The following is a 15,608-nucleotide window of genomic DNA, read 5'->3' on the forward strand; positions in this document are numbered from 1 at the left end:
GAACCCCACCAGGAACCCCGGAAGGGGGAGCACCCCCATGCGCCGCCGACTGTCCCCGTACGAACGCGTCATCTGGGCCGCGGGCGAGCGGCTCCCGGTCAACATCGCCGCCGTGGCCCGGGTGGAGGGCCGCACCACGCCCGGGCGCGTGCGCGCGGCCGTGGCGTCCGTGCGCCGCCGCCACCCCCTGCTCGGCGTCCGCATCGCCGACCCGGGGCCGTGGCAGGGGCGGCTCACCACGGCCGGGGTGCCGGACCCGGGGGTGCGGGTGGTCCCGGACGCCGGTGCGGGCGCCTGGTCCCGCGTGGTGGAGGAGGAGCTCCAGCGGCCCTTCGACACCCGTACGGGTCCCCTCGCCCGCTTCGTGCTCGTCGACGCGGGCGAGGCCTTCGACCTCGTCACCGTCTACCACCACCTGGTGGCCGACGCCGTCTCCGCTGGCGTCGTCATGCGCGACCTGCTGACCCACCTCGGGGGGCCCGATCCGGCGGGCACCCCCCTGCCCGGCCCGGCACGGCCGCCCGGCGCACACCGGAGGGCCGCGGCGGAAGCGTCGGACGCGTCGGACGCGGGCCCGGTGCCGGTGCTGGCGGCACCCGCGGACGAGCTGATCCCCGGCCCCCGCGCCCACCCCGGGGACCTGCTGAAGACCGCCCGCGCGCTGGGCGGGCCCGTACGGCCGCCCTACCCCTCGGACGGGCGGCTCGCCTACCACGCGTGGTCACTGGAGCGCGAGGAGACGGAGCTGCTGCTCAAGCGGTGCCGGGCGCAGGGCGCGACGCTGCAGGCCGCCCTGTGCGCGGCCTTCGCACGGGCCGCCGCGCCCGGCCGCCCGGCGCGGATCGCGGTCGCGGCGGACCTGCGCCGGGTGCTGGAACCGTCGCCCGGTGAGGCCATGGGCCTGTACGCGGCGAGCTTCGTGGTCCCCGTGGACGGCGGCACCGACGACCTGTGGGCTGCCGCGCGCGCCGCGCGGGCCGGGATCCACGCCCGGCTCACCCCGGAGGAGCTGCGGCCGCTCGTGCGCGTCTTCCGGCTGACCTCGTTCCTGCCGCACCGCGCCGTCGGCGCCCTCCTGCGGCGCGGCGAGACGCGCGGCCCCCGGTTCGACGTGTCGGTGAGCAACACGCGCCTGGACCTTCCCGGGACGTACGGGCCGCTGCGGCTGGCCGCCGTCCACGGGGCCGCGCACACCAGCCTGTCCGGGGCGCCGCTGGTGATCGTGGTGGGGCTGGGCGGGCGGCTGTTCCTGAGCGTGACGTCCACGGTGGGCGAGGAGGCCGCCGACCTGTGCCGGCGCGCCATGGACCACCTCCTGTCCGCCGGGTGAGGCCCGCCGACGGATAGCCGCGGGCTCAGCGGGTATCGGAAGGACGTGGCACGCACCGTGGGAGTGGAAGAAGAGCTTCTCCTGGTGGACGCGCGGTCCGGGGAACCGCGCGCGGTGGCCGACGCGGTGCTGGACGGCGGCCCCTGGCCCCGGGAACTGGTGGCCGAGCTGCAGCAACAGCAGCTCGAACTGAACAGCTCCCCCTGCGTCACCCTGGACCAGCTCCGGGAGGAGCTGCGCTCCTGGCGCCGCCGGGCGGCCGGGCTCGCCCGCTCGGAGGGCGTCGCGGTGGCGGCGCTGGGGACCTCCCCGATGGCGGTGCCGCCCCGGCTCACCCCCAGGGGCCGCTACCGCAGGATGGCCCAGTCCTTCGGCCTCACCGCGCAGGAGACCCTGACCTGCGGCTGTCACGTCCACGTGGGGGTCGAGTCGGACGAGGAGGGCGTGGCCGTCGTCGACCGCATCCGCCCCTGGCTGCCGCCGTTGCTGGCGCTCAGCTCCAACTCGCCGCTCTGGCAGGGCGCCGACACGGGGTACGCGAGCTACCGCTACCAGGTCTTCGGCCGCTGGCCCACCGCCGGGCCGACCCGCGGCTTCGGCTCCGCCGAGGGGTACCGCGCCGCGGTGTCGCGGCTGCTGGCCACGGGGATCCTGCTCGACCAGGGCATGCTCTACTTCGACGCCCGGCTGTCGGCGAAGTTCCCCACGGTGGAGGTGCGCGTCTGCGACGTGTGCCCGGAGTACCAGGACGCGGTGGTGCTGGCCGCGCTGGTGCGCGGCCTGGTCGAGACCGCCGCCCGCGAGTGGGCCGACGGGTGCCCCGCGCCCGGCGACGACGTGTCCCTGCTCCGGCTCGCCTCATGGCGGGCCAGCCGCTCCGGGCTGGACGGCGCCCTGCTCCATCCGCGTACCTTCCGTCCGGCGAGCGCGCACGACGTCGTCGAGTCCCTGGTCGCCCACGTCGAGGACGCCCTGAAGGACGCTGGCGACCTGTACACCGTCCGCGCCGGCGTGGACCGCCTGACCTCCCAGGGCTCCGGCGCCCGCCGGCAGCGCCAGGTGTACGCGCACGGCGGCGCCGCCGCGGTCCTGCGGGACGCGGTCCGCCGCACCGCGGCGTGACCACGCACCGGCGAGCGCACCACGCGGGCGGATCGCCGCGGACTCAGGAGCAGGGCATCGGCTCCACCCATCGGGCCCGCCAGGCGGGCGGGGCGAACGCGTCCGCGAAGTACTGGGTCTCGTGCGCGACCTTGCCGTCGCGGAATTCCATGATGCTGATGGTCGGTGTCGGTTTCCCGTCGTAGGCGATCTCGTACTCGGTGATCCAAAGATCCCCGCTGCCGAGGATCCGGCGGATGGTGAAGTCGAGCTTGGCGGGGTGACCCGAGCGCAGTGCCTGGAGATTGCGCCGGCCATGGATGCGCTCACCCGACTGGGGATAGTCCGTGATCACGTCGTCGTGATAGATCTCGTGCTCGATGTCCTGGTCCCCGGCGGCGGACGCTGCCCAGTGCCGGTCCAGCGCCTGTCGGATACCGCGGTCTTCCATCGCGCCCCTCCGGCTGCGGAATCGTCGGATGATCCATGGACGGCCTCGACGAGGCCCCGAGGCCGCCACGAGGTGTGGGCTCTGCACCGATCGTAAGCGGCCTGGGGCGCCGGTTCTCATCGGCCGCGAAGCCTGCTCCGCCGTACCCCGGAGTGAGCGGCCGGTCACGGGCGGCGCGCTATCCTGCCGCGACGCCGGCAACGGGGATCGGGGGCGGCTGATGACGGACGCGCGCGCGGCCGTGGACCGCATGCTGAGGCGCTTCGCGCTGGCGGAGCCGCCGGGCACCGGCCGCCTCGTCGACGGCGCCGGACCGGCGCCCGGGAGCCTGCTGCGGGCGGCGGAGGACCTGTTGCGGGAGTCCTGGCGGGGCGAGGACGGCCGCGCCCCGGCCGCCGCCGCCCTCGCGCTGATCGTGCTGGGCCTGGACACGGCGCCCCGCGACCATCCGCTGCGCGCCCGGCTCGTCCTGCACCTGCAACTGGCCGACCGCACCCTGGCGCACCTGCACGGCGACTTCCGCACCGCGCCCGAGGTCCGCCACCACCTGGGGGCGCAGACCCAGCACCGCTCGCCCGACGACCTCGTGGCCGTCGCCGCCCGCTACCCGTCCGGCCCCGCCCAGCAGCCGTTCCATCCCGCGGACCCCTTGGAGGGCGGGGCGGCGGCGCTGCTGGCGACGCTGCCTGCGGACGACCTGTGCCGTCCCGGGCTGCTCGCCCGGCTCGCGCACTGCGCGCTGATCCGCTACGAGTGCGGGGCCACGGACGAGTTGCCTGCGCTGTGGGCGCGTGCCCGGGAGGCCTTCGCCGCGGTCACCCCCGGGCACGTCGACGCCCCGGACGCGGGCCGGGTGGCGGTGCTCGCCGGGATCGCCTGGGTCCGGGCCCACCCGCGGGACCGGGAGGCGGTGGACGTCGCCGTGCGGGGCGGGCGGCTGGCGCTGGCCGCGGCGAGCGGGCGCACCATGGGCGGGCTCCGGGACCGGCACGAGATGCGCAGCGTCCACTTCGCGCTGGCGGCGGCGCTGATGTGCACGCTGCCCTGGGCGCCGGCCCGCGCGACGATCGACGAGGCGATGGGCCACCTGGAGGCGTACCGGGCCGAGGGCCTGCCGGACGACAACGGGACCTACGAGGTGAACCGGGCCTCGCTGCTGGCCGCCCGCGCGGTCGTGGACTGGGAGGCCGCGGACGCCGCCGAGGCCGAGCGAATGCTGCGCGCGCTCGTGGAGCGGCTGCCACCGGGCCATCCACTGCTGCCGCACGTCGCCGAGAAGGCCGCCGCGGTGGGCGAACTCCGCGGCAGGATGCGGCTCGTACCGCGCGCCCTCGGCTCGGTGGCGACCCGGTTCCTGCCGATGATGGTGCGGTTCGCGCCCGCGCTGCCGCCGGTGCAGCTGCGGTCGGCCCTGCCGCCGGACGGCTTCCCCACCGACCCCGTCACCCCCGCCCCCACCCCCGCCCCGGAACCCGGGCCCGGACCGGAACCGGGCGTGGGCGCGGGCACGGGCACGGGCGACGGCGAGGCCGAGAGCGAGGGCGAAGGAGCAGCCGACGACCTGTACGCGCGCTTCACCACCGCCTTCCCCGTCCCGCCCGACATGCGGCCCCTGCTGGACGCCCTGGCCAAGGGCCCCGGCACGCCCCAGGGCATGGATCCCGCCTTCGTCGCCGACGCCGAGCGGCGGTTGCGCGAGGCGCTGGAGCGGACGGAGGCCGGCAGCGCCGAACGCGCGTGGACGGCCGGCCTGCTGATGGCGGTCATCGGGATGCGCTACATGGCCGACCAGGACGCCGCCGTGATCGAGGAGGCGGCCGCGCTCGGCGACCGCGTCCTGGCCGAACTCCCCCACGGCTGCGCGGAGCACGTCCGCCTGGTCCTCGCCTCGGCGCCGTGGCAGCACATGCGGGCGGTGCTCGCCATGGACACCGGCGCCCTGCGCGCCTGCTGCCGGGAGCTGCGCGCGGCGCTCGACCTGCTGCCCGGGGACGCGCCCGAGCGCGCCGCCGGGGAGGTCGAGTACGCCAATGCGCTCACCAACCTCGCCGGGCTCACCCAGGACCCCGTCCTGGCCGCCGAGGCGCGCCGCAGGATCGCCGACGCCTCACGGCGCGTGGAACGGACCCCGGGCCTGACGGACCTGCTGGGCGGGATGGTGACCTCGTACGGCCACTGGGCGGACTACACCGACGCCACGGTCCGCGGGGACCGGCGGGCGGCGCGGGCGGCCGAGGTCGCGTTCGTGGCGTCGCCCGCGGGCGAGATGCCGGCGCTGCGGTTCGAAGTGGCGCGCATCGCGATGGCCGACGCCCTGGAGCACCACGACTGGGCGGCCGCGGCCGACGCGGCGGCACGGGCCCTGGAGACCCTGCCGTCGCTGGCCTCGCGGGCCCTGGCGCGGGAGGACCGCCGGGCCACCGTCGGCGGGGCGCTGCTCGGCCGCCGCTACCCCATGGCGCACCTGGGGGTGGACGGCGCCGACCCGTCGGGGGCGGGCCGGCCCGATCCCCTGACCGGTACGAGCCTCGGCCGCACCGGCTGCGCAGCAGCGCTCGCCGCCGGGCGCCCCGCGCAGGCGCTGGCGCTGCTGGAGCGGGGCCGGGCCGTCCTGATGGGCCAGGACCTGGAGGCCCGCGCCGATCTGACCGCCCTGTCCGCGGCGCACCCCTTGCTGGCCCGGGAGTTCGCCGGGCTCGGGGGACGCCTGCGGCGGGCCGAGGCGGGCGAGGACTTCATGGAACGGCACGTGCCGGCCGCCGAGTGGGAGGCGCTGCTGATGCGCGTCCGCGGCAAGCCGGGCTTCGAGCGGTTCCTGATGCCGCCCACGGAACGAGAGATGCGCGCCGTGGCGGCGCAGGGACCGGTCGTCGCGGTCAACGTGGACCGGCTCCGGTGCGACGCGCTCGTCGTCACGCAGGAGCGCATCTTCTCCGTTCCGCTGCGTGAGCTGACGGAAGGACAGCTGGCCCTGCGGGCACAGGAGTTCCTCGGCGCGGTCAGCCTGCCGCGGACCGCGCCCGACGAGGAGCACGACCGCGCCCGCGAACTCGTCCTGGACACCCTCGCCTGGCTCTGGCGCACCGTGGCCGAGCCGGTGCTCACCGCCCTCGGCCTCACCCGGCCGCTCCCCGCGGACGCCCCCGCGTCGGCCGCGCCCCGGCTGTGGTGGTCGGCCTCCGGGCCGCTGGCGTACCTGCCGCTGCACGCGGCCGGACTGCAGCGGCGGCACCAACTGCGCGACGCGAGCACCGTCCTGGACCGGGTGGCCTCCTCCTACACCCCCACCCTGCGCGCCCTGCGGCACGCCCGGCAGGTCTCCTCCGGCCGCACCGGCGGACGGCTGCTCGCCGTCGGCCGGCCCACCGGCACGGCGGGCTCGGCGGGCGCCTCGGCCCGTGAGGTCGCCGCGATCGCGGACGCGCTGGGCGGCGTACGCGCCGTCGAGGGCGAGGCGGCCACGCCGGAACGGGTCCTGTCGGCCCTGCGCACGGCCCGCTGGGTGCACTTCGCCTGCCACGGCGTCAGCGACCCGCGGGACCCGTCCGCCAGTCACCTGCTCCTGCACGGCGGGCCGCTCAGCGCCGCGGACGTCTCCCGGCAGGAACTGCTCTACGCCGAGCTGGCGGTGCTGCTCGCCTGCCACACCGCGCACACCGGGCAGCTGCCGGACGAGGCCGTCCACCTCGCCTCCGCCTTCCAGACCGCCGGCTACCCCCAGGTCGTCGGCGCCCTTTGGGAGGCCGACGACGCGGTCTGCGCCCTCCTGGCCGCCCGCCTGTACGCAGCGCTCCGCGGCCCGGCGCCCGGCGCCGTCGCCCCCGCGGACGCGGGCCGCGCCCTCAACCACGTCATCCGCGCCCTGCGCACCCGCTACGCCCGCTCCCCGGCGGTTTGGGCGCCCTTCGTCCACATCGGCCGCTGAGGCCCGCGACGGGACGTCAGGCGCCGCCCAGCGGTCCGGCCAGGTCCGGGTGCACACGGGCCGGGTCGACGGTGGTCACGGTGTACGCGGCGACCCCCGAGGTCACCAGGGGGTCCTCCGCCGCGATCCGCTCGATCGTCCGCCGGTCCGTGCCCCGGGCGAGGATCACGCCGCCCTCGGACGAGGGCACCGTCTGCCCGGAGAGCAGGAACGTGCCGGCACGGTGGTGGCGTTCCAGGAACGCGACATGGGCGGCGACGAAAGGCCCGGCGTCCGCTTCCGATCCGGTGTACGTCAGGAACAGCAGGTGCAGCATGCTCGTCCGATCTCGTGGCGGGCCGGGCGGCCCGCCACATCATGGCAGCGCCCGCTCCCGCGGGGTCATCTGCGGCGGCGCAGCACCAGGTCGAGCTCCTGCCAGGTCGCCGGGGCGACGGGCCCCGGCGGGACGGGGATCCCCACCGCACGGGCGACGGAGCGCAGACGCAGGTCCACGACGGCGTCGGCGAGGTCCGCCAGGGCGAAGAGCCGTTCGCGGCCGAGCCACCAGGCGGCGGACACGAGCACGGCGCCGACGACGAGCGCGGGCCACCACGCGGTGACGCAGGCCAGCGCCGCGTACAGCAGGCCCCATCCGCACAGCCGGGTGGACGCCTCGAAGGCACCGGCCGCCGTGCGGATCTCCCCGCGGTCGGCCTCCGTGGCCGCCAGCCACAGGCGCGGCCAGACCGCCGTGAAGGGCACCGCGTAGTACCCGCCGACGCGGTGCTCCAGGGCGTGCATCCGGTCGCCCATGCGGGTGGGACGGGCCGGGGGCAGGGGCGCGATCCGGTCGCGGCGTGCCTCGGCCGCCCGGGCGGCGGCCAGTTCGGCCTCGTCGCCGTCGCGTTCGTGGTTCCGCAGGTGGGCCGCGACGTCCGCGTCGGCGCGCTCGCGCCGGACGCGGCGCCGGCGCACGAGCCATTCCCCCGATCCTCCCGGCCAGGGCCCGAGCCAGAGCACCTGGACGGCGCGGGCCAGCAGTTGCACCGCCAGGCCCGGTACGACGGCGAGCAGGAGCGCGGCCACCAGGGCCAGGAAGAGCGCGGCGCCGCCGTGGGCGTCGGTCCAGTCCGCGTAGCGCTCGACCTCGTGCAGCAGGCGGCCCGCGTCGAACGGCCCTCGTCCGCCGAGCACATGGGCGGCCCATGCGGTGCCGAGGAAGAGCGATCCGGGCAGCGCGAGCAGGGACACCCAGCGCTCGGCGAGCTTCCCGCCGATCTCGTCCAGCAGACCCGCCACCGCGCTAGTACCCGCCTTCCGGGCCGCTGCGGCCCCGCGCCGCCCGGCGGGCGCATCCGCCGCGTCGCCCGCAGGGACCGGCCGCCCGTGCCGGACGCTTCCTCCACCGTGGGACTGCGCGCACCGGACGCTCCTCCTTCACCCGCAGGGACCGGGACGACAGGCCTAGTACCAGACGGGCCGCAGTTCGGCGTCGAACATCGCGCAGTGCGGGGCGGTGACGGACGCCGTCGGGTCCTCGCTGCGGGCGCAGACGCCGCGCGGGCAGCGGTGGCGCAGGAGGCCGCCGCCCCCGCCGGTCATGCCGGGCACCTGGGCGTAACCACCCGCGTCCTTGCGGGAGTCGAACCGTACGCCGAGCCGGAGCCCGAGGTCGGTGACCAGCTCCATGTCGCCGGCGCCCTGCCGTACGGTCTCGGCGACGGCCTCGAGCTCGGCCGCTTCGGCCGGGTCGCCGCTCGCGGCGCGCCGCAGCCGCGGCAGCGTCTCGCAGAAGGCCATGACGTCGTCCTCGGTCACCGGACCAGCCTACTGATCTGCGATCATTGCCGTATGGCGTTCACCGAAGAGCTCGCCCGGGCCGTGCTCGCGGCGGACGGACAGGACGGCGCGAAGCTGATCGCGCTCGGCGAGAACGCGGTGCTCGAACTCGCGGACGGCGTGACCGTCGCGAAGGTCGGCCGCGGTCCCGAACTGCTGGACCGGGCCGCACGCGAGGTGCGCACGGCGTCCTGGCTGGCCGCGCACGGCGTTCCTGCGGTACGGGCGGCGGCGCCGCAGGCCCGGCTGGTCGAGGGGCACCCGGTCACGTACTGGGAGCGGCTTGCGGACACCGTACGGCCTGCGGAACCCGCCGACCTCGCCGCGCTGCTGCGGCTCGTGCACGCCCTGCCCGAGCCGGACTTCGCCCTGCCGCGCCGTGACCTGCTGGACGGGGTGGAGCGGTGGCTGCGGCTGGCCGGGCCGGCGGTGGACCCCGCGGACGCGGCGTACCTGCGCGAACGCCGGGACGGTTTCGCCGCCGCGGCGGCCGCACTGACCCCGCACCTGCCCGCGGGGCCGATCCACGGCGACGCGCTGCCGCGCAACGTGCACGTCGGCCCGGACGGTCCGGTCCTGGTGGACCTGGAGACCTTCTCCGCCGACCTGCGCGAGCACGACCTGGTCGTCATGGCGCTCAGCCGTGACCGCTACGGCCTCGGTACGGACGCCTACGACGCCTTCACGGCCGCCTACGGCTGGGACGTGCGCGAGTGGGACGGCTGCGCGGTGCTGCGCGGGGCGCGGGAGACGGCGAGCTGTGCCTGGGTGGCGCAGCACGCGCCGGGCAACCCGGCGGCGCTCGCGGAGTTCCGCCGGCGGGTGGCCTCGTTGCGGGACGGCGATCCGGCCGTGCGCTGGTACCCCTTCTGACCCTTCCTGCCTCGCCGTCCGGCTCGGGCTGCGAGGATGGGCACCCCTTCGGCCTGGGCGGTGTCCATGTCAGATTCCTCGATCGTGCGTCGTGTCCTCGCCGACCGTCCCTTCGCGGAGGTCGGTGAACCGCGCGTCGCCGTCGCGGACGAGCGGCTGGGGCGCCTGGTCGTGGGCGGCGACATGGGGTGGATCTCCTGGCCGCAGTCGGGGCGGGCGGGGACCGACCGCTGGCCCCGGTACCGCGTCGGCGTCTACGACGCCCGGGACCTGCGCTGCCGGCACGTGTACGAGTGCCCGTGGCCGGTGAACTCCGTCGCCTTCCATCCGCTCCTCCCGCTGGTGGCCGTGGGCGTGGGCCGCTACGACGGCAGCTGGGACTTCGAGGGCCAGCTGCTGCTGATGGACCTGGAGTCGGGCGACGTGCGGCCGGTCCTGGACGGCGGCCGCGAGGTGACCTCCGTCCGGTGGGTGGACGGGCGGCGCCTGCGGCTGGTCGTCACCCCCGAGGACAAGGACCACGAGTACGCCTTCAGCCACGGCTTCGAGTCCGTCCTGGAGCGCGAGGACTGGCGGGCGGTGCCCGCCCGCTCCGTCGGGTACCGCGAAGTGATGGGCCCTCGGGTGCCGTACGCGTACCCCGAGGGCGGCGACGCCCGCGACCTGCTGACGGAGCGTGGCACCGCCCTGGGGACGGCGTGGGCGCCGCGCCGTCAGGTGCGGGCCGTCGAGGTGCTCGCCGACGGCCGGGTGCTGGCGACGGCCGAGGGCGCGCTGCTGGAGTGCCGGCTGCCGACGGGGCAGCTCCAGTGGTCGGTGCCCGACCCGGACGGCGGGCAGCAGATCCACGTGGCCGCCGACCAGCGGTCGGCCTGGGTCAACGTCCGGCACACCCTGCGCCCGTCGGGGCAGGGGTGGCAGCGCTCCGGCACGCTGGTGCAGCGGGTGTCCCTGGCGGACGGGCGGTTGCTGGAGGCCTTCGAGCCCGGTCACGCGGTGACGTTCACCGGCAGCCGTGACGGCCGGCTCGCCGTCCGGCAGGGAGGGCCGGATCAGGGGGGCGGCGCGACCCGGCTGCTGGCCCCCGACGGCACCGAGGCGGCGCGCTTCACGCTGACGGCGAGCGACTTCCGTCTGCGGCGCGGCGCTGAACTGCTCTTCGTGCGGGACCTCCACGGTGTGCCGCGGGGCCGGGCGTGGGTCGGCGCGCTCGACGGCGGGGCAGCGGACGCCGAGCCGGAGCTGCGCAGGCTCTTCCCCCTCGACTGGGAACCCGGGCGCGGCTCCCACCTCTTCCCCGGACCGGCCGTCCGGCTGGACGGCGACGCGCTGGTCCAGGCCGCCGTGGTCCGCGACGCGGGCGAGGCCCCGGCACGGAACGCCTTCGTGGTGCGGCGCCGGTTCCCGGACGGCACGCCGGAGTGGGTGTTCGCCGCCGACGAGCCGGTCACGGCCCTGGACGCCGACGAGGACACCGTCTACGCCGCGCACCGGTCCGGGGAGGTCGTGGCGCTCGACGCACGCACCGGCAGCCCGCGCCGACGGCACCGGCTGCGCGTCGACGGTCAGGTGGTCGTGCCCCTGTCCCTCGCGGCGGCCGGTGCCGGCAGGTTCCTGGTCGGGACCGTGGACGGGCGGATCCTCGACTGCGCCCCGGTCGCGCCGGCGGACCCCCAGGTCACCTCGGCCGGGGGATGACCGGCCAGGCCTGCTCGACGACGGCCGCCGGGTCGGCGGTGCGCCGCAGGTACGCCTGGAGGGAGGCCGACTGCTCGGCCGCCGCCCGGACCTGAAGGGCGTGCAGGTCCGCCAGCGGCATCAGGCCGACGGGCTCGTGCCGCTCCCCCATGCGGCGCACCACGCGGGCCGCGGCCACCGCGTCGGCCCGCGCGTCGTGGGCGCCCTCCAGTTGCACGCCGTAGTGGGCGCACAGCGCCTGCAGCGCCCGCCTGCCCTTGCGGTACTTGTCGACGTGCTTGTCGATGACCAGCGGGTCGATGACCGGCGACGGCACGCCGCCCAGCCGTTCGCTGACCGACGCGACGCCGTGCCGCCGGCACTCGCGGTCCAGCAACGACAGGTCGTAGCGTGCGTTCATCACCACCAGCGGTGTGCCCGAGCGCAGTACCTCGGCCACGGTGCGGGCGATCTCCTCGACCGCCGCACCGGCCGGGGCGCCGTGCGCACGGGCGTGGGCGGTCGAGATGCCGTGGATCGCGGAGGCCTGCTCGGGTATGGCCACGCCCGGGTCGAGCAGCCAGGTCCACTCCCGCGAGACGGCCCCGTCGGCCTCCAGCCGTACGACGGCGGCGGTGACGATGTGGTCGGTCTCGACGTCGGTGCCGGTGGTCTCCAGGTCGAACGCGACCAGCGCGTCGCTGATCCAGCTCATCGCGCGCCCCCCGTGACCGTGGCGCTCACCGCGCCGCGCGGGCGGTCGCCCGCGGTTCTCCCCCGTCCGGAGCCGGCCCGCCATGCCCGGCGTCGTCCCATGCCCATGTGGCGTACGTCCTTCCCGCAGTTCCCCCGTGTGCCGCTCCATCATCCCGCGCGCCACTGACACTCCTGCGGCCGGGCTGCGGGGGAGGTCCGGCCGCGGCGGCCGCCGGGCCGTCAGGAGACCGGCCGGGAGTCGGCCCAGACGCCCTCGAACTCCTCGCGGTAGATCTCGAACAGCCCGTGCTCGGCCTCGGGGGCCTCGCCGGCCCTGATCTGCACGAGTTCCCGCGGCCCGCCGCGCAGGATGAGGACCGGCGCCTCCATGCCGCGGGCCTTGCGCAGGTAGGGCTGGACGACCGCGATGCCGTCCGAGGTGTCGCCGTCCACGAGGTAGGCGGTGAAGCGCGGGGTCTCGTCGAAGACCCGGATCTCGAACGCGGCGGTGTCCCGCAGCCGGGCCCGGACCCGCCGCATGTGCATGATGTTCATCTCCACGGAGCGGCTGAGCTCGCCGCGGCCGAGGCCGAGTTCGCGTTCACGGCGGCGGACGGCGCTGCTCGCCGGGTTGAGGAAGAGCAGCCGCACCCGGCAGCCGGACTCCGCCAGCCGCACCAGCCGCTTGCCCGAGTAGTTCTGCACCAGCAGGTTGAGGCCGATGCCCACGGCGTCGAGGCGTCGCGCGCCCCCGAACAGGTCCTCGGCGGGCAGCTGGCGCTGCAGCCGCACCCGGTCGGGGTAGACGCCGACGACGTCGGCGTAGCGGTCGGCCACGAGCTCTTCTACGGCGTCCACCGGCAGCCGCTCGGCGGAGGGGTAGCCGGGTCCGGAGCCGAGCATGTCCAGCAGCCGGGCGGCGGCCCGCTCGGCCTGGTCCAGCACGGTGCGGGACAGGGCACGGTTGCGGGAGACGACGTGCCGGGCCACCTCCAGCTCGTCCAGGGCGAGTTCGAGTTCCCGGCGGTCGTCAAGGTACGGCTCGAAGCACGGCCAGTGCTGGACGACGAGTTCACGCAGCTGCGGCAGCGTCAGAAAGCTGAGGATGTTGTCGTCGGCCGGGTCGAGCAGGAACCCCTTGCGGCGGCTGACCTCGCGCACGGCGGCGGCCCGCTGCACCCACTCGTGGCCGGCCGGGCCGGCGGCCGCGACCACCCACTCGTCGCCGTGCACGGGTTCGTAGATCGGGCGCAGCACGGCGTTGACGACGGCGCGCAGGCGCTGTTCGACGAGGTTGAGCCACACGTAGGCCCGTCCGGCGCGCCGGGCGCGGGTACGCACCTCGGACCACTCGTCGGCGCCCCAGTCCAGTTCCGCTCCGATCTCCAACGGCAGTGCCAGGGAGGTGGTGCCGGTGGTTCCCTCGCCGATGCCGCCGCCCGGGTCCCCCTGATCACCACCACCGGGGAGCACCAGACCTCCCGACATCACGACTGCACCCGCCTTCCCGCCCCCGTCCACGATCAAGGAAGGGTACTGCGGGGCGGGAGGCGGTGCAGCCGTAACGACGCTACTTCACCACATGCTTACCGGGTCCGGCGCGGCGGGACGCTCAGTGTCCCTGCCCGTTGTGGCCCGAGAGCTCGTCCGGTGTGAGCGGGCTCATGGCCGTCACGTCGCGTGGCGCGAGCTGGAACCCCTGCCAGTGGATCGGCATGGGGCTCTGGTCCTCGTCGCGCGGGACGTGGTGGAACCCGACGTTGACCCACACCACCGGGTGCTTGAGGGCCTCCCCGTCCGCCCACTTGTCCACCGAGGTCCCCCGCCCGTTGCAGGCCGGGTCGCTGTTCCCGCTGGCCAGCTGCTCGCAGGCGCGGTACTGGGTGAAGTACACGTCCTTCGAGGTGTAGGCGTGGGCGTCGTAGTGGTCGGAGTGCTGCTGGACCAGCTCCCAGGAACGCGGATGCCGGTCGGCGTTCTTGCCGGCCGTGGAGACCACGCGCCACCAGCGGCGCAGCGCGGAGGAGGCGGCCAGCTCCTTGGTGACCGGGGTCCTGGTGGTCTTCAGGACGGCGGAGCCGGAGCCCTGGCCGGCCTTCTTGGTGTCGAACTGCTCGACCTTGGCCTGCGTGGAGCCGTCCAGGCCGAAGTTCAGCCGCCAGAAGACCGAGTGGTAGTGGCTGGTGGAGTGGTCGTGGTCGCCGGTGCCGATGGGCCAGCCGGTGCCCTCTCCGCTGTAGTCGCCGGGCGACAGGTCACCGGTGGCGCCCATCTTGGCAGTGATGGTGCCGTCGTCGGAGAAGTTCCACTGGGTGACGTACTCGTACCAGCCGAGCTGGGAGACGGAGAAGACCACCAGGTCGCTGCCCTGCTTGGTGTACTTCGTGGAGTTGCCCTGGTCGTCGTACACGTCGCTGCGGTAGGCGTAGCCGTGCGGGGCGGTGGTGGTGCACAGCGCCTTGACGTTCCGCTGCTGCTGCGGGACGTAGGCGGAGCTGATCGTCCCGCCGGGGCACTCCTCGGGGCCGATGTCGACCGCGGTGTTGCCGAAGCCGATGTCGGACAGATCGTTGTACTCGGTCAGCCCCGAGTCGTACGGGACGTTGACCTGCGCGAGCGTGGCCGAGGTCAGCACCTTGAGCGGCTGCGGTTCCCTCTTCGGCTTGTACGCGATCTTCTCCAGGACCAGGCCCTTGGTTCCGCTGATGCGCCAGCACATGCTCCAGCTGGTGCCGTTCGGCAGGGCCTTGGTGATGGCGGTGGCGGTGCCGCAGTCCACCGCGGCCGCGGTGCCGGCCCGGGGGGCCGCGCCGGCCTCGCCGGCCGTGGAGCCCGCGAAGAGCGCGGGCAGGAGCAGGAGCGCCGAGGCCGTACCGATGGCCCGGCGCACGTTGGTGGTGCGCATGGTTGCTGGGTCTCCGCTCTTAGTGGATTCGGCCGACGGTGCGATCGCTGAGGTCGACGACCAGATGGGTCGTATCGATCCACGGCCCGTCCTTCACCTGTGTGAACAGCCGTACGCACCGGTGCTCGCCACACTTGGCCAAACCGGCCGGGGCGGACTGCTCGGCGGTGTTGAACGAGATGCCGCGCAGCCGCAGCTGGTCGGGCGAGGTGAGCTCCCGGCCCTTGGTGGCGGCCGTGAAGTCGGCGCGGAGGCCCTTGCCGAGGGCGTCCCGGATGAGCAGTTCCGCGGCCTCCCGGGTCTCGTCGTTCGAGGGCGGCGGCTGCATGCCGGTGGCGGTGTCGGTGTGCTCGACGGTGCCGGCGGTGAGGTTGACGGTCTTCTTCACGAGCCGGTCGTGCCCGTAGTCGTAGAAGAGCACCTCGACCCGGCGGGCCTGGTCCGCGGACGCCTGCGTGGCGTCGGCCGGTTCGGCGAGGTCGGTGTCGAGGTACTCCGGTCCACGCTCCCCGTCCACGTCCTGCGCGCTGCGCAGCGCGTCGCGCTGCAGGGCTATGGACTTCGCCCGGTCGACCTCGGCCTTGGTCAGAGGCCCGCGACCGGTCTGCTGTCCACCCTGGGGCGCGTCGTCCTCGATCACCCCACCGCTGCCCGCGTCCTGCTGCCCCGGCGCTCCCGACGCGGCGGCGGGGCCGCCCGTCGTGGAGTGGTCGTCGCCGGCGGCGTCACGCGGCAGGGTGACGGCGATCATCACCGTGGTGGCGGCGACGGCGACGCCGCCACCCCACAGGGCGCGCCTGAGACCGCGCCCGGCCCCTCCCTTTCGCGG

At 75.6% G+C, this 15,608-nt stretch carries 13 protein-coding genes; 5 read left to right on the forward strand and 8 right to left on the reverse strand.

Going from position 1 to position 15,608, the window contains the following annotated elements:
* Window positions 1-37: 37 nt before the first annotated feature.
* Entirely contained in the window at window positions 38-1,330 is a 1,293-nt protein-coding gene (locus tag PV410_RS01520) for a condensation domain-containing protein (protein WP_500321769.1), read from the forward strand.
* A gap of 45 nt (window positions 1,331-1,375) precedes the next feature.
* Window positions 1,376-2,452: a carboxylate-amine ligase gene (locus PV410_RS01525; protein WP_500321771.1), complete on the forward strand. Its 1,077-nt coding sequence runs from the start codon at window positions 1,376-1,378 to the stop codon at window positions 2,450-2,452.
* Between the two features lie 43 nt (window positions 2,453-2,495).
* On the opposite strand, the gene PV410_RS01530 is transcribed toward PV410_RS01525, so the two are convergent.
* Window positions 2,496-2,882 carry a nuclear transport factor 2 family protein gene (locus tag PV410_RS01530; protein ID WP_500321773.1) on the reverse strand — a complete coding sequence of 129 codons (387 nt, stop codon included), beginning with the start codon at window positions 2,880-2,882 and terminating at the stop codon, window positions 2,496-2,498.
* Window positions 2,883-3,102: 220 nt separating this feature from the next.
* Between PV410_RS01530 and PV410_RS01535 the strand changes: the two genes are divergently transcribed.
* On the forward strand, window positions 3,103-6,807 hold the full coding sequence (locus PV410_RS01535; RefSeq protein WP_500321774.1) for a CHAT domain-containing protein: 3,705 nt from the start codon (window positions 3,103-3,105) through the stop codon (window positions 6,805-6,807).
* Window positions 6,808-6,823: 16 nt separating this feature from the next.
* On the opposite strand, the gene PV410_RS01540 is transcribed toward PV410_RS01535, so the two are convergent.
* The 3 genes from PV410_RS01540 to PV410_RS01550 form a co-directional block, all read right to left on the reverse strand.
* Complete coding sequence (locus PV410_RS01540; protein WP_500321776.1) at window positions 6,824-7,123, reverse strand: YciI family protein; 300 nt, start codon at window positions 7,121-7,123, stop codon at window positions 6,824-6,826.
* A 65-nt stretch (window positions 7,124-7,188) separates the two neighbouring features.
* Window positions 7,189-8,088 (reverse strand): hypothetical protein, encoded by a 900-nt coding sequence (locus tag PV410_RS01545; RefSeq protein WP_500321777.1) that lies wholly within the window; start codon window positions 8,086-8,088, stop codon window positions 7,189-7,191.
* A gap of 165 nt (window positions 8,089-8,253) precedes the next feature.
* The gene (locus tag PV410_RS01550) at window positions 8,254-8,607 is read right to left on the reverse strand and encodes a hypothetical protein (RefSeq protein WP_500321778.1); all 354 of its coding nucleotides are present in this window, start codon (window positions 8,605-8,607) and stop codon (window positions 8,254-8,256) included.
* 33 nt (window positions 8,608-8,640) lie between these two features.
* Between PV410_RS01550 and PV410_RS01555 the strand changes: the two genes are divergently transcribed.
* A complete protein-coding gene (locus PV410_RS01555) occupies window positions 8,641-9,501 on the forward strand; it encodes a phosphotransferase enzyme family protein (protein WP_500321780.1) in 861 nt (286 codons plus the stop codon).
* Between the two features lie 66 nt (window positions 9,502-9,567).
* Window positions 9,568-11,199, forward strand: coding sequence for a PQQ-binding-like beta-propeller repeat protein (locus PV410_RS01560; RefSeq protein ID WP_500321781.1), 1,632 nt, complete (start codon window positions 9,568-9,570; stop codon window positions 11,197-11,199).
* Here the strand turns inward: PV410_RS01560 and PV410_RS01565 are convergent.
* The 4 genes from PV410_RS01565 to PV410_RS01580 form a co-directional block, all read right to left on the reverse strand.
* Complete coding sequence (locus PV410_RS01565; protein ID WP_500321782.1) at window positions 11,180-11,893, reverse strand: 3'-5' exonuclease; 714 nt, start codon at window positions 11,891-11,893, stop codon at window positions 11,180-11,182. The genes PV410_RS01560 and PV410_RS01565 overlap by 20 nt on opposite strands.
* A gap of 221 nt (window positions 11,894-12,114) precedes the next feature.
* Window positions 12,115-13,362: an SAV2148 family HEPN domain-containing protein gene (locus tag PV410_RS01570; protein WP_499514625.1), complete on the reverse strand. Its 1,248-nt coding sequence runs from the start codon at window positions 13,360-13,362 to the stop codon at window positions 12,115-12,117.
* A 124-nt stretch (window positions 13,363-13,486) separates the two neighbouring features.
* On the reverse strand, window positions 13,487-14,779 hold the full coding sequence (locus PV410_RS01575) for a copper amine oxidase (protein WP_500321783.1): 1,293 nt from the start codon (window positions 14,777-14,779) through the stop codon (window positions 13,487-13,489).
* Window positions 14,780-14,798: 19 nt separating this feature from the next.
* Window positions 14,799-15,530: a Tat pathway signal sequence domain protein gene (locus PV410_RS01580; protein WP_500321784.1), complete on the reverse strand. Its 732-nt coding sequence runs from the start codon at window positions 15,528-15,530 to the stop codon at window positions 14,799-14,801.
* Window positions 15,531-15,608: the final 78 nt, after the last annotated feature.

It is taken from the genome of Streptomyces sp. PA03-5A (assembly GCF_033792725.1).
In the GTDB taxonomy this organism is placed as follows: domain Bacteria; phylum Actinomycetota; class Actinomycetes; order Streptomycetales; family Streptomycetaceae; genus Actinacidiphila.